A 17766-nucleotide genomic window follows, 5' to 3' on the forward strand; every position below is an offset into this window, starting at 1 on the left:
TATTTACTGGCGGGTAGCGCACTTGGGAATAGACAGAACAAGACAAGTGCTCACCTTTTCTGGGAGGTACGAGGACGATGACCGACGCGAGCGAGTACCGGATCGAGCACGACTCCATGGGTGAGGTGCGGGTGCCCGCACACGCGAAGTGGCGGGCCCAGACGCAGCGGGCCGTGGAGAACTTCCCCATCTCGGGGCAGCGTCTCGAGCGGTCCCACATCGAGGCCCTGGCCCGGATCAAGGCGGCTTCCGCCCAGGTCAACGCCGAACTGGGGGTGCTCGACAAGGACATCGCGGGCGCGATCGCCGACGCCGCCGCGGAGGTCGCCGACGGCCGCTGGGACGAACACTTCCCGGTGGACGTTTTCCAGACAGGCTCCGGCACCTCGTCGAACATGAACACCAACGAGGTCATCGCGACGCTGGCCACCGAGCGCCTCGGCCGCGAGGTGCACCCCAACGACCATGTGAATGCCTCCCAGTCGTCCAACGACGTCTTCCCCTCCTCCATCCACATCGCGGCGACGGCGGCCGTGACGGGCGATCTGATCCCGGCGCTGGAGCATCTGGCGGCCTCGCTGGAGCGCAAGTCCGCCGAGTTCGCGGACGTCGTGAAGTCCGGTCGTACGCATCTGATGGACGCGACTCCCGTCACGCTGGGCCAGGAGTTCGGCGGCTATGCCGCGCAGATCCGGTACGGCGTGGAGCGGCTGACGGCCTCGCTGCCCCGGCTCGCGGAACTCCCCCTGGGCGGTACGGCGGTGGGCACCGGCATCAACACCCCGCCCGGTTTCTCGGCCGCGGTCATCGCCGAGGTCGCGCGCGCGACCGGGCTGCCGCTGACCGAGGCACGCGACCACTTCGAGGCGCAGGGCGCGCGGGACGGTCTGGTGGAGACGAGCGGTCAGCTCCGCACCATCGCGGTCTCGCTCACCAAGATCTCCAATGACCTGCGCTGGATGGCATCGGGCCCGCGTACCGGTCTCGCGGAGATCAACCTCCCCGATCTCCAGCCCGGCTCCTCGATCATGCCCGGCAAGGTCAACCCGGTGATCCCGGAGGCCGTGCTGATGGTCGCGGCCCAGGTGACCGGCAACGACGCCACGGTCGCGACCGCGGGCGCCGCGGGGAACTTCGAGCTGAACGTCATGCTCCCGGTCATGGCCAAGAACCTGCTGGAGTCGGTCAGGCTCCTCGCCAACGCCTCGCGTCTGCTGGCGGACCGTACCGTCGACGGCATCACGGCGAACGCCGAGCGGGCCCGGGAGTACGCCGAGTCCTCGCCGTCCGTGGTCACGCCGCTGAACAAGTACATCGGCTACGAGGAAGCGGCGAAGGTCGTCAAGAAATCGCTGGCCGAACGGAAGACGATCCGCGAGGTCGTCCTCGAGTCCGGCTATGTGGAGCGTGGAGCGCTGACCCTGGAGCAGCTCGACGAGGCGCTCGACGTGCTGCGTATGACGCATCCGTGACGCGACGTCCGTGATCTGCGTCGCAGCAGGGCCCCGGCCGTACTCCTAAGATCTGCTCATGACAGGCACAGAACGCATCGCACGCTGGACGCGCGGGGACCACATCCTCTGGCGCTATCGCGGCCATGCCCCGGACCTGTCGGGCGCCACCGTCCACATCTGCCGCCCCGTGACCGTCGTACAGGACACCGAAGAGCTGCTCGCGGTGTGGATGGCGCCGGGCACCGAGTGCGTGAGACCGGTGCTCGCGGACGGCACGCCGGTCCACCAGGAGCCGCTCGCGACCCGCTACACGGCCCCGCGCACCACCGCCCTCTCCCGCTGGTTCGGCACGGGCGTCCTGAAGCTGGCACGGCCCGGCGAGCCGTGGTCGGTCTGGCTGTTCTGGGAGCGCGGCTGGCGGTTCAAGAACTGGTACGTGAACCTCGAGGAGCCGCATACGCGCTGGGCGGGCGGCGTCGACTCCGAGGACCACTTCCTGGACATCGCGGTCCGGCCCGACCGCAGCTGGAGCTGGCTGGACGAGGACGAGTTCGACCAGGCCCAGCGGGTCGGCCTGATGGACGCGGAGAAGGCGCGCGGGGTACGTGAGGCGGGCGAGGCGGCCATCGAGGCGATCCGGGCCTGGGGTGCCCCGTTCTGTGACGGCTGGGAGCGCTGGCGGCCGGACCCCTCGTGGCACGTGCCCGAGCTGCCGGCGGACTGGGGGCGGACGGCTGCGGAGCTGGCCTCGTGAGCGCCCGGCGTGGGCGGTGAGCGAAGTGACTGATTCCGGCCCGGGATCCCGCTCCGGCGCATACGACCTCGTGAGACTCTTGATGCGCCCCCTGGGGGCAAACGTAGGATCGTCGTCCGCAAGGCTGCGCCGTTTGAGCAACCATTGAGCGCAGCGCACGACCTGACCGTAAGTCATCTCGAAGTCACCGCTAGGGGGTGGAGCCGTGCCGGATGCCTGCCACCCTGTCGACGCCGCCCGCAGAGCGGGTATACCGCCTCACGAGGCGATTGCATCGCACAACCGGCCCGGACGGACGGAATCCCACGCGTGACGGAGCAGCCCACCTCCCACGAAGGCCGGCAGCCCCTGGTTGCCCGGCCGCAGGAACGCACCCGGCCGCGCGCGGAGGCGACCGGGCCCTCGGCCGTGCCCGGGCCCTCGGCCGTGCCCGGGCCCTCGGGCCTGCCCGGGCCCTCGGCCGTGCCCGCGCCGTCCGGGCCCACGCAGGAGTTGGCGGGGACCGCGCGGCGGGAGGGGGACCGGCTGCGGTTCGTGGGGGCCGCGACGCGGCGGATCGCGCGCGGGATAGATCTGGACGAGATCGTGCTGGGGCTGTGCCGGGCCACCGTGCCGACCTTCTCCGACGCGATCCTCGTCTATCTGCGTGACCCGCTGCCGGTGGGCGACGAACGTCCGGTCTCGCCGTTCGTGCTGCGGCTGCGCCGCACCGACCGGCTGCGTTTAGCCGGTGAGGACGCCGACTTCGGTGCCGCCGTCCCGATCCCGGTCATCGACCCGCAGAACGACCTCACGCCGGCCGCCGAGCTGCGCGAGGTGCGTTCCGGCGGTGCGCTCTCCGAGGTCCTGCGCGGCGTGCGGCCCGTCTTCGGCGACTCCGCCGCCGCCCGGGCCGCGCTGCCCGAGCTGCTCGGTGACGGCCGGACCGTGCCGGGCGGCCATCGCGCGATACTGGCCCCGCTCCGCGGCAGGCGGCGGGTGATCGGTGCCGCGGTCTTCCTGCGCCGGCCCGACCGGCCCGCGTTCGAGCCCAACGACCTGCTGGTGGCAGCCCAGTTGGCGACGCACACCGCGCTCGGCATCGACAAGGCCGTGCTGTACGGCCGCGAGGCGTACATCGCCGACGAGCTGCAGCGCACCATGCTGCCGGACTCGCTGCCCCAGCCGACCGGCGTACGGCTCGCCAGCCGGTACCTCCCGGCCGCCGAGACCGCCCGCGTCGGCGGCGACTGGTACGACGCGATCCCGCTGCCGGGCAGCCGCGTGGCGCTCGTCGTCGGCGACGTCATGGGGCACTCCATGACCTCCGCCGCGATCATGGGCCAGCTGCGGACGACCGCGCAGACCCTCGCCGGGCTGGATCTGCCGCCGCAGGAGGTCCTGCACCATCTGGACGAGCAGGCCCAGCGGCTCGGCACCGACCGGATGGCGACCTGCATGTACGCCGTGTACGACCCCGTCGCGCACCGGATCACCATCGCCAACGCGGGCCACCCGCCGCCCATCCTGCTGCACCTGGGCGGCCGGGCGGAGGTGCTGCGCGTACCGCCCGGCGCACCCATCGGGGTCGGCGGCGTGGACTTCGAGGCGGTCGAGCTGGACGCCCCGGCAGGCGCCACCCTGCTGCTGTACACCGACGGCCTGGTCGAGTCCCGGCTGCGGGACGTGTGGACCGGCATCGAGCAGCTGCGGGAGCGCCTGGCCGCCACCGCCCAGCTGACCGGTCCCGATCACTCGCCGCCGCTGGAGGCGCTCTGCGACGACGTGCTGGACATGCTCGGACCGGGCGACCGGGACGACGACATCGCGCTGCTCGCGGCCCGCTTCGACGGGATCGCGCCGAGTGACGTCGCGTACTGGTACCTGGAGCCGGAGGACGCGGCCCCCGGCCGGGCCCGCCGACTGGCCCGCCGGGCGCTCAGCCGCTGGGGCCTGGAGGAGCTGAGCGACTCGGTGGAGCTGCTGGTCAGCGAGGTCGTGACCAATGCCGTGCGGTATGCCGAGCGTCCGGTGACCCTGCGGCTGCTGCGTACGGACGTGCTGCGCTGCGAGGTCGGCGACGACTCCCCGCAGCTGCCGAGGCAGCGGCGGGCAAGGGATACGGACGAGGGCGGACGCGGTCTGTTTCTGGTGAACCGGCTGGCCAGACGGTGGGGAGCGACCCGGCTCTCGACCGGCAAGGTGGTCTGGTTCGAGCTGCCCACCCGTACATAGCCCATATCTGGACCCCGTCCAAGTGTTGCCGCCATCGTATCTGCGGAGTTGACTGGGGCGCGCGGCCGAAGCGACCACATCCCTGAATCGACCTATCGACGGGAGGACGCTCGTGACCGAGTCATCCCCGAACACTCCGTACACGACCAACAACGCCGGCATCCCGGTGGAGAGCGACGAGCACTCGCTCACCATCAGCTCCGACGGTCCGATCCTGCTCCAGGACCACTACCTCATCGAGAAGATGGCCCAGTTCAACCGTGAGCGGGTCCCCGAGCGGGTGGTGCACGCCAAGGGAGCCGGTGCGTACGGAACCTTCGAAGTCATCAATGACGTCAGCCAGTTCACCAAGGCCGACCTGTTCCAGCCGGGCAAGCGCACCGAGATGCTGGCCCGATTCTCCACGGTCGCGGGCGAGCAGGGCTCCCCCGACACCTGGCGCGACCCCCGCGGCTTCGCGCTCAAGTTCTATACGGAGCACGGCAATTACGATCTGGTCGGCAACAACACGCCGGTCTTCTTCGTACGCGACCCGCAGAAGTTCCAGGACTTCATCCGCTCCCAGAAGCGCCGTTCCGACAACGGGATGCGCGACAACGACATGCAGTGGGACTTCTGGACCCTCTCGCCCGAGTCCGCGCACATGGTGACATGGCTGATGGGCGACCGGGGCATCCCCAAGAACTACCGCCACATGAACGGCTACAGCTCACACACCTATATGTGGGTGAACGGCGGCGGCGAGCGGTTCTGGGTGAAGTACCACATCAAGACCGACCAGGGCATCGACTTCCTCACCCAGGCCGACGCCGACGACCTTGCGGGCCGGGACGGCGACGTCCACCGGCGCGACCTGTTCGACTCGATCGCGAGCGGCAATGCCCCGTCCTGGACCATGAACGTCCAGGTCATGCCGTTCGAAGACGCCCTGGACTACCGCTTCAACCCGTTCGACCTGACCAAGGTGTGGCCGCACGGCGACTACCCGTTGATCGAGGTCGGCCGGATGACGCTCAACAAGAACCCGGAGAACTACTTCATCCATATCGAGCAGGCCGCCTTCGAGCCCTCGAACCTGGTGCCGGGCATCGGCCCGTCGCCGGACAAGATGCTGCTCGGCCGGCTCTTCTCGTATCCGGACACCCACCGCTACCGGATCGGTCCGAACTACGCCCAGCTGCCGCCCAACAGGGCGCGCTCGCAGGTGAATTCGTACGCGAAGGACGGCCCGATGCGGTACGAGCTGGCGAACACGGCACGGCCCTACGCCCCGAACTCCTACGGCGGCCCGGCGGCCGACGTGGCGAACTTCGGCGACCCGGCGGGCTGGGCGGCCGCTGGCGAGATGGTGCGCGAGGCCTACAGGCTGCACCGCGAGGACGACGACTGGGGCCAGCCGGGCACCATGGTCCGCCAGGTCCTCGACGACGCCGCGCGCGACCGGCTGGTGTCGAACGTCAGCGGGCACCTGTTGCAGGGGGTGACCCGGCCGATCGTGGACCGGGCGCTGCAGTACTGGCGCAACATCGACAAGCAGCTGGGCGACCGTATCGCCAACAACGTGAACGGCGGCTGACAGCGGATACGACTGTGCCCGCGGATCCGGAAGCCGGGTCCGCGGGCAAAGTCATGTCATGACGGCCACGCATGACGCCATGGCATGCAGTTATGGCATTACGGCCTGAGGACGCCCTTGTCGCCGTCCGGCCCGCCCGGGTCGGTCGGATCGGTCGGCGGCGTGAAGGTCGGCTCACCCGTCGGCGTCTTGGTCGGTGTCTGCGTCGGATCGTCCGTCGGCGTCTCGGTGGGCGTCTTCGTCGGGGTCGGTGTCGGAGTCTCCTCCGGCTCCCGGGTCGCCGTCGGAGAGGGCGTCTGGGTCGGGGTGTCCGACGGCTTCGGATCCGGGTCCGCGGTCGCCGTCTCGTCGACCTCCAGCTCGAACTCGGCGTCCGAGCCGCCGTCCAGCGCGCCCGTCGTGTACTGCTTCCAGATCTTGGCCGGCACGCCACCGCCGTTGGCGCGGCCCGCGTTGACGGTGTCGGTCAGCGTGACCTGCCCGCCCTTGGGGTCCTCGCCGAACAGGGCGACGGCGGTGACGAGTTCGGGGGTGTAGCCCACGAACCACGCCGAGCGGTTGTTCTCCGAGGTACCGGTCTTGCCCGCCGCCTCGTACTCGCCGGCCGCGTTCTGGCCCGAGCCGCTCTTCACGACGCCCGTCATGGCCGCGGTGGTGGTGTCCGCCGCCTCGCGGCTGATGACCTGGTCGCCGATCGGGTCCGCCAGGTCGGCCTCGCGGACCTGGTGCTCGGCGGACTTCACGATCGTCGGCGTGACCTTCTTGCCGTGGTTGTCGAGAGTCGCGTACACCGCGGCCATGTCCCAGGTGGAGGCGCCCATCGTGCCGAGCGACATCGCGGGCCTCTCCGGCCAGCCCTTGCCGTCCTTCATGCCGAGGTCGAGTGCGGTCTTCTTCGCCTTCTCCGGGCTCACATCCACGATCATCTGCGCGAAGACGGAGTTGATCGAGCTGTTCGTGGCCCTCTGGACGGTGACCGGGCCGTAGTCCCGGTCGTCCTCGTTCTCCGGCGCGAAGGGGGTGTCGCTGCCCTCGACGGGCCGCTTGCTCGTGCCGTCGTATGTGGTCTTCAGGCCGATCGGTTCGCCGTCCTGGGTCTTGGACCCGTTCTCCAGGGCGGAGGCGAGGACGACGGGCTTGAAGGTCGAGGCGGGCTGGTAGTCGCGGCGGGTGGCGTTGGACAGCCAGTGCTCGGTGGCGCCGATGCCGCCGTACAGCGCGACGACATGGCCGGTCTTCGGGTTGACGGAGGTCGCACCCGCCTGGACGGTCGCGTCGGCCTTGTCGCTCTTGCGCTCGAGCCTCTCCTCGAGCTGCTTGTCGACCGCCTTGACCAGCTGCTTCTGGCGCTTCTCGTCGATGTTGAGGGTGATCGTCCAGCCGCCGGCCTCGATCTCGTCCTCGCTGATGCCCTGGCGTTCCAGCTCGGCGTTGGCCGCATCGACGAGGTAGCCGGTCTGGCCGCCCATGCCGGGGGCCGCCTTCGGGGTCTTGGGGAAGGGGAACTTCAGGGCGCCGCGCTTGCCGGAGTCGAGCCAGTTCTCCTCGACCATGTTGTCGAGTACGTAGTTCCAGCGCTCGGTGACCAGCTTCTTGCCGGTGTCGGAGGCGACCGCCCAGTCGTACTGGCTGGGGGCCTGGAGGAGGGAGGCGAGGTACGCGCCCTGGGCGACGGTCAGTTCGGACGCGTCGACGCGGTAGTACGCCTGGGCCGCGGCCTGGATTCCGTACGCACCGCGCCCGTAGTAACTGGTGTTCATGTACCCGGCGAGGATCTCGCTCTTTTCCTTCTTCTGGTCCACCTTGAGCGAGATCACCAGCTCTTTGAGCTTGCGGGTGACCGTCTGGTCCTGGTCGAGGTAGTAGTTCTTGACGTACTGCTGCGTGATCGTCGAGCCGCCCTGCTTGCCCTTGCCGGTGAGGGTGTTCATCAGGCCGCGGGCGGTGCCCTTGAAGTCGACTCCGGAGTCCTTGAAGAAGGTCTTGTTCTCGGCGGCGACGAAGGTGTACTGGACGTCCTTCGGGATCTGCTCGAGCCCGACGATCTCGCGGTTGACGGTGCCGGTCCGGGTGAGGATCTTGCCGTCGCTGTACTTGTAGACGTTGCTCTGCATCTCGGCCTGGGCGTTGGCCGTGGGCACCGGCACGATCAGATAGATCACGAAGAACGCGCCCATCGCCAGCAGGCAGAAGCCGAAGAAGGCGCCCAGCAGCTTCCTCCAGGTGAAGAACCGCCGTATGCCCGTGGGCCCCGCTTTCTTCGCCCGGCGCGCCCCACTCTGCCGGGCCCGTCGTGCTTCCGCTCGGCCCATCGCTTCGTTGCTCCGCTCTCACTACTCGGTCTGCTCGGTCTCAGATCAGCTCAGAAAGCTAACACCGCTAGTACAGACAAAGGCCCACTCATCCGGTCTTTTCCGGACGTGACAATGAGCACCCCGTCTCAAGGAACCGACTCACGAGAGGCACACAGGGTTGCGACGGAAGTTAAAGTGATAGCAGAATGATGGCAGCGTCGGCGAGGTCGCCGACTGCTGCCGGACTGCCGAAAACGGGGAGCGATCATGCCTGCCACCAGCACGACAACCACGGACGACCTGCCGGAGATGCCCGCGCCGCAGGTCCGTGAAATTCCGGCACACAGCATCGGCGGGGGCCTCGCGCTACTGCTGGGCCTGCTCGGCCTCGCCGCCGGGGTGGTGCTCGTCATCGCCGGGGCGGCGACCGCCTCGACCGGTGCGAAGGCCGCGCTCATCGTGATCGGCATCCTGGCCGCGATCGCGGCGTTCTTCGCGATGTGCGGGCTGAACATGGTCGCGCCGGGCGAGGCGCGGGTGGTCCAGCTCTTCGGCCGCTACCGGGGCACGATCCGTACGGACGGACTGCGCTGGGTCAACCCGCTCACCTCGCGGGTCAAGATCTCGACGCGGGTGCGGAACCACGAGACCGCGGTACTCAAGGTGAACGACGCCTACGGCAACCCGATCGAGCTGGCGGCGGTGGTGGTTTGGAAGGTGGAGGACACCGCGCAGGCGATGTTCGAGGTGGACGACTTCCTGGAGTTCGTCTCCACGCAGACGGAGGCGGCCGTACGGCACATCGCCATCGAGTACCCGTACGACGCGCACGACGAGGACGGCCTGTCGCTGCGCGGCAACGCAGAGGAGATCACCGAGAAGCTGGCGGTGGAGCTGCACGCGCGGGTCGAGGCGGCGGGCGTCCACATCATCGAGTCCCGCTTCACGCATCTCGCGTACGCACCGGAGATCGCCTCCGCGATGCTTCAGCGCCAGCAGGCGGGCGCGGTGGTCGCGGCACGGCGGCAGATCGTGGACGGCGCGGTGGGAATGGTCGAGGCGGCGCTCGTCCGGATCCAGGAGCAGGACATCGTGGAACTGGACGCGGAGCGGAAGGCGGCGATGGTGTCGAACCTGATGGTGGTGCTGTGCGGTGACCGCGCGGCGCAGCCGGTCCTCAATACGGGCACGCTCTACCAGTGACGCGCCCCGAGCGGAAGCAGGTGCTGCTGCGGCTGGACCCTGCGGTGTACGAGGCGCTGGCGCGCTGGGCGTCCGACGAGCTGCGCAGCGCGAACGCGCAGATCGAATTCATCCTCCGCCGCGCCCTGTCGGACGCGGGCCGCTTGCCGGGCGGCGTCACCCCGATCCCGCGACGGGGCCGCCCCCCGAAGCCACCGGAGGAGGGGTAGTTCCTGGGGCTTCGCCCCAGGACCCCCGTACGCGGGGTCCGGGGCGGAGCACCGGTATACACGGCGAGTATACGCACGGTGTAGAGTGCGCTCATGTCCATCGGTCACACCCTCCTCGGGCTCCTCGAATCCGGCCCACGCCACGGCTACGACCTCAAGCGCGCCTTCGACGAAAAGTTCGGCCACGACCGGCCCCTCCACTACGGGCAGGTCTACTCGACCATGTCCCGCCTCCTCAAGAACGGCCTCGTCGAGGTCGACGGCATCGAGGCCGGCGGCGGGCCCGAGCGCAAGCGGTACGCCATCACCGACGCCGGGATCACCGACGTGTCGCAGTGGCTCGCGCAGCCCGAAAAACCCGAGCCGTATCTTCAGTCGACCCTCTACACCAAGGTCGTCCTCGCTCTGCTCACGGGCCGCAGTGCCGCCGATCTGCTCGATTCGCAGCGGGCCGAGCATCTGCGGCTCATGCGCATCCTCACCGACCGCAAGCGCCGCGGCGACCTCGCCGACCAGCTCATCTGCGACCACGCCCTGTTCCATCTCGAAGCTGATCTGCGCTGGCTGGAGCTGACCGCCGCCCGCCTCGACCAGCTCGCCAAGGCGGTGCGCGGATGACCCCCGCAGGCTCCCTCCTCGTCGCAGGCGATCTGCACAAGGCGTACGGTCCGACCCCCGCACTCGACGGCGCATCGTTCTCCATCCACCCCGGCGAGGTCGTCGCGGTCATGGGGCCGTCCGGCTCCGGCAAGTCGACCCTCCTCCACTGCCTCGCCGGGATCGTCCGGCCCGACTCCGGATCCATCCGGTACGGCGGGCGCGAGCTCACCGGGATGTCGGACGCCGAGCGCAGCACCCTGCGCCGTACCGAGTTCGGGTTCGTGTTCCAGTTCGGGCAGCTCGTACCGGAGTTGACCTGTACGGAGAACGTGGCGCTGCCCCTCCGGCTCACCGGCGTGAAGCGCAAGTTCGCCGAGCGCGCCGCCCAGGAGTGGATGGAGCGGCTCGAGGTCGCCGACGTCGGCCGAAAGCGGCCCGGCGAGGTCTCCGGCGGACAGGGCCAGCGCGTCGCCGTCGCCCGGGCGCTGGTCACATCGCCGCGGGTGATCTTCGCGGACGAGCCGACCGGCGCGCTGGACTCCCTCAACGGCGAGCGAGTGATGGAACTGCTCACCGAGTCGTCCCGGGACACCAATGCCGCGGTCGTCCTGGTGACGCACGAGGCCCGGGTGGCCGCGTACTCCGACCGCGAAGTCATCGTCCGCGACGGCAAGGTGCGCGACATGGCGGGCGTGGCATGAGCGGCGGCGCCACCTGGATAAGGGATCTCACCCTGGGCGCCCGGTTCGCCGTCACCGGCGGCCGGCGCGGTTGGACCCGTACGATCCTCACCGCCATCGGCGTCGGCCTGGGCGTCTCCCTGCTGCTGGTCGCCGCGTCCGTGCCGAATCTCATCGAGAGCCGCGACACCCGCGAAGCGGACCGTACGGTCACCTTCAACGACGAGGTGAAGCGTTCCGAGCGCTCGTTCCTCTTCGCCCAGACCAGCACGCTCTACCGCAAAGACACCGTCAACGGCGCCGTCTTCCGGCCCGACGGCAGCGACGCCCCGGCGCCGCCCGGCCTCGCGAAACTGCCGGGCCCCGGCGAGATGGCTGTCTCCCCCGCCCTCGCCGACCTGCTCAGCTCCCCCGAAGGGGCGCTGCTGAAGGACCGGCTGCCGTACCGGGTCACCGCCACCATCGGGGACCGCGGCCTGATCGGCCCCCGTGAGTTGTTCTACTACGCAGGCAGTTCCACCCTCTCCCCGGCGGCGGCCAACTGGCGCGCGGACAGCTACGGCGGCAACCAGGGCAAGGGCGACCCGATGAGCGCGGTACTCCTGCTCATTATCGTGATGGCCTGTGTGGCCCTGCTCCTGCCGGTGGCCGTGTTCATCGCCGCCGCCGTGCGGTTCGGCGGCGAGCAGCGCGACCGGCGGCTCGCCGCGCTCCGGCTGGTCGGCTCCGACCAGGCGATGACACGGCGGATCGCGGCCGGTGAGTCACTGTGCGGCGCGCTGCTCGGGCTGGTCGCGGGCGCCGGATTCCTCTCGCTGATACGGCAGTTCATCGGCTCGGTGACCATCTGGAACGTCAACGCTTTCCCCTCCGACATCGTGCCGAGCCCGGCGCTGACCGCGTTGATCGCCGTCGCCGTACCGGCCTCCGCGATCGGAGTCACCCTCTTCACGCTGCGTGGTGTGACGATCGAGCCGCTCGGTGTTGTACGGAACACCGTTCCGCGGCGCCGGCGGCTGTGGTGGCGGCTGCTGATGCCGGCTGCCGGTCTCGCCCTGCTGCTGCCCCAGTCCGGCCGGGTCGGCCTGGCGGACACCGAGATCGCCACCTATCAGATCGCCGGCGGCGCGCTGCTGGTGCTGACCGGGGTCACCGCGCTGCTGCCGTGGCTGGTGGAGGCAGTGGTCGGCCGGCTGTGCGGCGGGCCCGTGCCCTGGCAACTGGCCGTACGGCGGCTCCAGCTGAGCAGCGGAACCGCGGCCCGTGCGGTGAGCGGCATCGTCGTCGCGGCGGCCGGCGCCATCGCGCTGCAGATGCTCTTCAGCTCCGTGCAGAGCGACTTCATGAAGCCGACCGGTATGGACGCGGCCCGCGCCCAGCTCGAGACCAGCGCGAAGGCCACGGACGGCTCCGTGGCGGGCAGGATGATCGAGAAGTACTCGGCGACCAAGGGCGTCTCCAGCGTGATCGGGATGATCCAGGCGTCCGTCGACCGGCCGGGTCCGATACGCAAGGGCGAGGGCTTCATCCCCACCACCCAGATCACTGTCGCCGACTGCCCGTCGCTGCGGGAGCTGGCGAAGCTGCCCTCCTGCAAGGACGGCGACGTCTTCATCGCCCGTACGCACGGCAATCAGGGACCACCGGACGAATTTCTCGCCGAGACCGCCCGGCCCGGCGCCCAGGTCAACCTCAGCTCGGAGCAGTTCGGCCCGGGAGGCGAGGCGAAGACGACCAAGCCGGTGCTGTGGCGTATCCCCGCATCCACCAGGACGGTGGACTCGCGTACCGACCCGGTGGGGCAGGTCTCCTTCGGCGTCATGGCGACGCCGTCCACCATCGATGTGTCGAAGCTGGTGGGCCCGACGGCCAAGGCGATGATCCGGCTCGACCCGGACGTGCCGGATGCGGCCGAGTACGCCCGTAACAGCGCGGCCGCCATCGATCCGCTGACCAGCGTCTTCACGCTCCAGAATTTCGAGCGTGACAGCCAGTTCTCCAGCGTGCGCACCGGCCTGTTCGTCGGCGCGACCGCGACGATGCTGCTGATCGCCGCGTCGATGCTCGTCTCCACTCTGGAGCAGCTCCGCGACCGCAAGCGGCTGCTGTCGGTGCTGGTCGCCTTCGGCACCCGGCGCGCCACTCTGAGCTGGTCGGTGCTGTGGCAGACGGCCGTGCCGATCGTGCTGGGTCTCGCCCTCGCGGTCACGGGCGGCATCGGGCTCGGCCTTGTCCTGCTGAAGCTGGTCGACAAGCAGGTCGCCGACTGGTGGGCCTTCCTGCCGATCACCGGGGTCGGGGCCGCGCTGATCCTGCTGGTGACGGTGCTCAGCCTGCCGCCGCTGTGGCGCATGATGCGCCCGGACGGGCTGCGTACGGAGTAGTCGGCGCAGCGCCGTCGGTCAGCGCACCACTCGTACGGGCAGTGCTCGCATCGCGTCCCGCAGGGCCCGTGCGAACTCCTCGAACTCGCCCTGGCGTGCGGCACCCGCGCGCATCGCCAGAGCGATCCGGCGAGCGGGGGCCGGCTCGGCGAAGTACCCGGTCTGCAGCCGCCCGCCCCGGCCGGTCTCCACCTCGACCGCGGTACGCGGCAGCAGCGTCACGCCGAGCCCGCCCGCGACCAGCTGCACCAGGGTCGACAGACCGGCGGCGGTGGTGGTCACCGGGGCGCCTTCGGTACGGCCCGCCTCCCGGCAGATGTCCAGTGCCTGGTCACGCAGGCAGTGGCCCTCGTCGAGCAGCAGCAGATGCAGCTCGCGCAGTGCCTCGCGGGGGATGTCGTGGCGGCCGCCCAGCCAGTGGTCGTCCGGCGTGACCAGGACGAAGTCCTCGTCGAAGAGCGGCAGCTCGGTGACGCCCGGGACTCCGAGCGGCACGGCGAGCAGCAGCAGGTCAAGACGCCCGCCTGCCAGCCCGTCCAGCAGCGACGACGTCTGCTCCTCGTGGACCTGGAGGTCGAGGTCGGGGTACGTGTCGTGCACCAGCCGCAGCACGGTCGGCAGCAGATAGGGCGCGACGGTCGGGATCACGCCGAGCCGCAGGACCCCGGTGAAGGGGGCCCGTACCGCGTCGGCCTCTTCCAGCAGTTCGCCGACCGCGTCCAGCACCGCCTTGGCACGCACCGCGAGCCGCTCGCCGGCCGGGGAGAGCAGCACCTTGCGGGTCGTACGCTCCAGCAGCTGGACACCGAGTGTCTCCTCCAGCGCCGATACGGCACCGGAGAGCGCGGGCTGACTCATCCCGATTGCGGTGGCCGCGTCCCGGAAGTGCAGATGCTCGGCGACGGCGGCGAAGGCGCGCAGCTGAGCGAGGCTGGGCTGTTTACCCCTGTTTGGCTGGGACACTGATAAGTACCTCCGATCACGATGACCGAGTCTAGCTATTTCCGTGATCAATGCACTCTGTGCCAGTATCAAGATCCGTCCAATCCCCGGAAGACCCCAAAAGGGACTTCCTGTATGCAAGGAGAGCGCGTGCTCACTGTCGGTGACCAGTTCCCCACGTTCGAACTGACTGCCTGCGTCTCGATGGAGAGCGGCAAGGAGTTCGCGGAGATCACCCACAAGTCCTACGAGGGCAAGTGGAAGGTCGTCTTCGCGTGGCCCAAGGACTTCACCTTCGTCTGCCCCACCGAGATAGCCGCCTTCGGCAAGCTGAACGAAGAGTTCGCCGACCGTGACGCCCAGATCCTCGGCTTCTCGGGCGACTCCGAGTTCGTGCACCACGCCTGGCGCAAGGACCACGCCGACCTGCGTGACCTGCCCTTCCCGATGTTGGCCGACTCCAAGCACGAGCTGATGCGCGACCTCGGCATCGAGGGCGAGGACGGCTTCGCTCAGCGCGCCGTCTTCATCGTCGACCCGAACAACGAGATCCAGTTCACCATGGTGACCGCCGGCTCCGTCGGCCGTAACCCCAAGGAGGTCCTGCGGGTGCTCGACGCCCTGCAGACCGACGAGCTGTGCCCGTGCAACTGGAACAAGGGCGAGAACACCCTGGACCCGGTCGCGCTCCTGTCGGGCGAGTGATCCGGAATGTCTCTCGATGAACTCAAGTCCGCGGTACCGGACTTCGCCAAGGACCTGAAGCTGAACCTCGGTTCGGTGATCGGCAACAGCGAGCTGCCGCAGCAGCAGCTCTGGGGCACCGTCCTGGCCTGCGCGATCGCCTCGCGCTCGCCGAAGGTGCTGCGCGAGCTGGAGCCCGAGGCCAAGGCCAACCTCTCCCCCGAGGCGTACACCGCCGCCAAGTCGGCCGCCGCCGTCATGGCGATGAACAACGTCTTCTACCGGACCCGGCACCTGCTGTCGGACCCGGAGTACGGGACGCTGCGCGCCGGTCTGCGGATGAACGTCATCGGCAACCCGGGCGTGGAGAAGGTCGACTTCGAGCTGTGGTCGCTCGCCGTCTCCGCCATCAACGGCTGCGGCCAGTGCCTCGACTCGCACGAGCAGGTGCTCCGCAAGGCAGGCGTGGACCGCGAGACGATCCAGGAAGCCTTCAAGATCGCCGCGGTGATCCAGGCGGTCGGTACGACCCTGGACGCGGAAGCCGCGCTGGCCGAGTAGTCCACGTACCCAGGAGTACGAAGGGCCCCGCCGACGTGATCGTCGGCGGGGCCCCTTTGCGTTCACCCGTTCGGGCGGACAGTTGCGCACCGGACACGGAGCGGCGTACCGGCCTACGATGATTTCTCTCGACACCAGCCATCAGGAGGCGCCATGTCTGCCGCAGCAGTCGAGCACCACATGCCTTGCGACGACGACGAGCCGCCGACCCTGCTCGAAACAGCCAACCAGCTCATGGAGCAGAACCCCGGCTACCGCGTCGAGATCATCGGAGGCGTCGTCACTGTGGCCCCACCAGCAGACGGCCGTCACGCCAACGCACTGACCACCCTTATGATCCCCTTCCTTGCGGCAGGCCTGCACGGCGAGGAGACCAGGGTGCTTCAGGCCATCGGTCTCTGGCTGCCGACCGGACCGGAGGACTACGCGATCCCCGACCTCGTCGTGGTGGACGCCGATCTCGACGAGCACCTCATCGAGAACAACTGCTACGACCCGGCCTGCTTCCGCATCGCGCTGGAAGTCACCTCCAGCAACTACAACAACGACCTCAAGAACAAGGTCGCCGCATACGCCGAGGCAGCCATCCCGGTCTACATGATCGTCGACCGCAAGAATGACCGTGTTCACCTGCTGACGGACCCTGTCCCCGGCGAGTCCACGTACGAGAACCACACGCTCCACGCGCGGGGCCACCAGGTCACCCTGCCCGACTCCATCGGCGCCAAGGTCACCCTCGACGTCACGGCACTTCTACAGGCCGGCGAGCGCAAAGCCCGGGCAGCTACTCCGGCTGACTCGCCGGCGCCGGAGTAGGCGCGACCTCGACCGCCGGCGCGCTGGGCGGCGGCGTGCTCCGCAGGGCCTGCTCCTTGCCGTACGCGCGCAGATAGCCGACGACCGTATTGGTCACCGCCACCAGCGGCACCGCCACCACCGCGCCGCCGATCCCGGCGGTCAGCCCGCCCGCCGCGACGGCGAGGACAACGGCGAGGGGATGCACCCGCACCGCGCGGCCCAGGATGAAGGGCTGCAGCACATGGCCCTCGAGCTGCTGTACGGCCAGGACGACGATCAGCACCATCAGAGCGGTGAACACGCCCTGCGTGACCAGCGCGACGACGACCGCGAGCGCGCCCGAGACGACCGCGCCGACCAGCGGGATGAAGGCGAACAGGAAGATGAAGACGGCGAGCGGTACGGCCATCGGGACATCGAGGAAGTAGATGCCGAGGCCGATGAAGATCGCGTCGATGAGAGCCACTATCACCGTGCCGCGCACATAGGCCGTCAGCGTGCGCCAGGCACGCGGCCCGGCTCCGGCGACTCCCTCACGCGCCTGCGCCGGGACCAGCTTGAGCACCCACTCCCAGATGCGCTTCCCGTCATACAGCAGGAAGAGCGTGGAGAACATCGCCAGCAGAATCCCGGTGAGTATCTCGACCATCACCGTCACGCCCTGCAGACCGGCCGAGGTGATCTCCTCGGTGTTGGTCCCGATGGTGTCGCTGAGGTTCTTCGCTATGTCGTTGATCTGGGACTCGGTGACATGGAAGGGACTGTCGAGCAGCCAGCGCTTGAGCTCCTCGATGCCGTCCCTGACCCGGTCGGAGAGATTGTCGAGGTTGTCCATGACCTGCCAGACCACAAACCAGCCGACCAGGCCCATGATGACGAAGCCGGCGATCGCGGTCACCGCGGTGGCGAGCCCGCGCGGCAGGCCGAGGTTCTTCAGCCGGGCCACGGTGGGCTGAAGCATCGCGGTGACGAGCAGCGCGGCGACGAAGGCGAGGACCACCAGCTGTACGGCACTGATGATGCGCATCAACACCCAGAGCGTGCCTGCCAGTACGAGCAGCCTCCAGCCGGCCTCGGCCGCGACGCGGATGCCCCAGGGGATCGCGACGACCGGGTCTGGCCTGGCCGCGACCGTGGGCGCGTACGCGGGCGGTGGCGGGACGCTGTCCCGGGCGGGCATGACGTCATCGGGCACATCGGCCAACTCGTCCGCCGCGGCCTCACGGCGCTCGTCCAGGCGCTCCGAGATCCGGGTCAGACCGGCGCCCAGCCCGGCGAGCCATCCTGGCAGTGTCGACATGATCTTTCCTCTTCCCCCCACCACTCCCCCGGGAGTTGTTCGGGACCGACCGTACACGCACGGAGCCCCCCACCGTAGGACGGTGGGGGGCTCCGCGAAGTTGAGTGCCGGCA

The 17766-nt window shown here is 69.3% G+C and carries 15 protein-coding genes; 12 read left to right on the top strand and 3 right to left on the bottom strand.

Annotation, left to right across the window (positions count from 1 at the left end; translation table 11 throughout):
* The first annotated feature begins 77 nt into the window (after nucleotides 1-77).
* From QFZ67_RS13675 to QFZ67_RS13690, 4 genes are all read left to right on the top strand, one after another.
* Nucleotides 78-1472, top strand: coding sequence for an aspartate ammonia-lyase (locus tag QFZ67_RS13675; RefSeq protein WP_307661368.1), 1395 nt, complete (start codon nucleotides 78-80; stop codon nucleotides 1470-1472).
* A 58-nt stretch (nucleotides 1473-1530) separates the two neighbouring features.
* Nucleotides 1531-2208 (top strand): DUF402 domain-containing protein, encoded by a 678-nt coding sequence (locus QFZ67_RS13680; protein WP_307661369.1) that lies wholly within the window; start codon nucleotides 1531-1533, stop codon nucleotides 2206-2208.
* Between the two features lie 309 nt (nucleotides 2209-2517).
* Complete coding sequence (locus tag QFZ67_RS13685) at nucleotides 2518-4422, top strand: SpoIIE family protein phosphatase (RefSeq protein WP_307661370.1); 1905 nt, start codon at nucleotides 2518-2520, stop codon at nucleotides 4420-4422.
* 112 nt (nucleotides 4423-4534) lie between these two features.
* Nucleotides 4535-5998 carry a catalase gene (locus QFZ67_RS13690; protein WP_307661371.1) on the top strand — a complete coding sequence of 488 codons (1464 nt, stop codon included), beginning with the start codon at nucleotides 4535-4537 and terminating at the stop codon, nucleotides 5996-5998.
* 98 nt (nucleotides 5999-6096) lie between these two features.
* Here QFZ67_RS13690 and QFZ67_RS13695 read toward each other — a convergent pair whose 3' ends face one another.
* Nucleotides 6097-8310, bottom strand: coding sequence for a transglycosylase domain-containing protein (locus QFZ67_RS13695; protein WP_307661372.1), 2214 nt, complete (start codon nucleotides 8308-8310; stop codon nucleotides 6097-6099).
* Nucleotides 8311-8559: 249 nt separating this feature from the next.
* On the opposite strand from QFZ67_RS13695, the gene QFZ67_RS13700 reads away from it, so the two are divergent.
* The 5 genes from QFZ67_RS13700 to QFZ67_RS13720 all read left to right on the top strand — a co-directional run bounded on the left by QFZ67_RS13700 (nucleotide 8560) and on the right by QFZ67_RS13720 (nucleotide 13368).
* Complete coding sequence (locus QFZ67_RS13700) at nucleotides 8560-9495, top strand: SPFH domain-containing protein (protein WP_307661373.1); 936 nt, start codon at nucleotides 8560-8562, stop codon at nucleotides 9493-9495.
* On the top strand, nucleotides 9492-9704 hold the full coding sequence (locus QFZ67_RS13705; protein WP_307661374.1) for a hypothetical protein: 213 nt from the start codon (nucleotides 9492-9494) through the stop codon (nucleotides 9702-9704). The genes QFZ67_RS13700 and QFZ67_RS13705 overlap by 4 nt, the downstream gene beginning before the upstream one ends.
* Nucleotides 9705-9797: 93 nt before the next feature.
* Complete coding sequence (locus QFZ67_RS13710; protein ID WP_307661375.1) at nucleotides 9798-10322, top strand: PadR family transcriptional regulator; 525 nt, start codon at nucleotides 9798-9800, stop codon at nucleotides 10320-10322.
* Nucleotides 10319-11005 carry an ABC transporter ATP-binding protein gene (locus QFZ67_RS13715; RefSeq protein WP_307661376.1) on the top strand — a complete coding sequence of 229 codons (687 nt, stop codon included), beginning with the start codon at nucleotides 10319-10321 and terminating at the stop codon, nucleotides 11003-11005. Before QFZ67_RS13710 ends, QFZ67_RS13715 begins: the two co-directional genes overlap by 4 nt.
* Complete coding sequence (locus tag QFZ67_RS13720) at nucleotides 11002-13368, top strand: FtsX-like permease family protein (protein WP_307661377.1); 2367 nt, start codon at nucleotides 11002-11004, stop codon at nucleotides 13366-13368. Before QFZ67_RS13715 ends, QFZ67_RS13720 begins: the two co-directional genes overlap by 4 nt.
* An 18-nt stretch (nucleotides 13369-13386) precedes the next feature.
* On the opposite strand, the gene QFZ67_RS13725 is transcribed toward QFZ67_RS13720, so the two are convergent.
* Nucleotides 13387-14331 (bottom strand): LysR substrate-binding domain-containing protein, encoded by a 945-nt coding sequence (locus QFZ67_RS13725; protein WP_307661378.1) that lies wholly within the window; start codon nucleotides 14329-14331, stop codon nucleotides 13387-13389.
* 129 nt (nucleotides 14332-14460) lie between these two features.
* Between QFZ67_RS13725 and QFZ67_RS13730 the strand changes: the two genes are divergently transcribed.
* The 3 genes from QFZ67_RS13730 to QFZ67_RS13740 all read left to right on the top strand — a co-directional run bounded on the left by QFZ67_RS13730 (nucleotide 14461) and on the right by QFZ67_RS13740 (nucleotide 16371).
* Nucleotides 14461-15015, top strand: a complete 555-nt coding sequence (locus QFZ67_RS13730; protein WP_307661379.1) for a peroxiredoxin — start codon at nucleotides 14461-14463, stop codon at nucleotides 15013-15015.
* Between the two features lie 6 nt (nucleotides 15016-15021).
* Nucleotides 15022-15555 (top strand): alkyl hydroperoxide reductase, encoded by a 534-nt coding sequence (locus QFZ67_RS13735; RefSeq protein WP_307661380.1) that lies wholly within the window; start codon nucleotides 15022-15024, stop codon nucleotides 15553-15555.
* A 153-nt stretch (nucleotides 15556-15708) separates the two neighbouring features.
* The gene (locus QFZ67_RS13740; RefSeq protein ID WP_307661381.1) at nucleotides 15709-16371 is read left to right on the top strand and encodes a Uma2 family endonuclease; all 663 of its coding nucleotides are present in this window, start codon (nucleotides 15709-15711) and stop codon (nucleotides 16369-16371) included.
* Here the strand turns inward: QFZ67_RS13740 and QFZ67_RS13745 are convergent.
* Nucleotides 16340-17653, bottom strand: a complete 1314-nt coding sequence (locus tag QFZ67_RS13745) for an AI-2E family transporter (protein ID WP_307661382.1) — start codon at nucleotides 17651-17653, stop codon at nucleotides 16340-16342. The genes QFZ67_RS13740 and QFZ67_RS13745 overlap by 32 nt on opposite strands.
* Between the last annotated feature and the right edge of the window lie 113 nt (nucleotides 17654-17766).

The sequence above is a fragment of the Streptomyces sp. V1I1 genome (genome assembly GCF_030817355.1).
In the GTDB taxonomy this organism is placed as follows: Bacteria; Actinomycetota; Actinomycetes; order Streptomycetales; family Streptomycetaceae; genus Streptomyces.

Bases quoted from the DNA above. Each gene is read 5' to 3' on its own strand.
- QFZ67_RS13675 (WP_307661368.1), top strand. From the start codon at position 78: ATGACCGACGCGAGCGAGTACCGGATCGAGCACGACTCCATGGGTGAG.
- QFZ67_RS13680 (WP_307661369.1), top strand. From the start codon at position 1,531: ATGACAGGCACAGAACGCATCGCACGCTGGACGCGCGGGGACCACATC.
- QFZ67_RS13695 (WP_307661372.1), bottom strand. From the start codon at position 8,310: ATGGGCCGAGCGGAAGCACGACGGGCCCGGCAGAGTGGGGCGCGCCGG.
- QFZ67_RS13700 (WP_307661373.1), top strand. From the start codon at position 8,560: ATGCCTGCCACCAGCACGACAACCACGGACGACCTGCCGGAGATGCCC.
- QFZ67_RS13710 (WP_307661375.1), top strand. From the start codon at position 9,798: ATGTCCATCGGTCACACCCTCCTCGGGCTCCTCGAATCCGGCCCACGC.
- QFZ67_RS13715 (WP_307661376.1), top strand. From the start codon at position 10,319: ATGACCCCCGCAGGCTCCCTCCTCGTCGCAGGCGATCTGCACAAGGCG.
- QFZ67_RS13720 (WP_307661377.1), top strand. From the start codon at position 11,002: ATGAGCGGCGGCGCCACCTGGATAAGGGATCTCACCCTGGGCGCCCGG.
- QFZ67_RS13735 (WP_307661380.1), top strand. From the start codon at position 15,022: ATGTCTCTCGATGAACTCAAGTCCGCGGTACCGGACTTCGCCAAGGAC.
- QFZ67_RS13740 (WP_307661381.1), top strand. From the start codon at position 15,709: ATGTCTGCCGCAGCAGTCGAGCACCACATGCCTTGCGACGACGACGAG.
- QFZ67_RS13745 (WP_307661382.1), bottom strand. From the start codon at position 17,653: ATGTCGACACTGCCAGGATGGCTCGCCGGGCTGGGCGCCGGTCTGACC.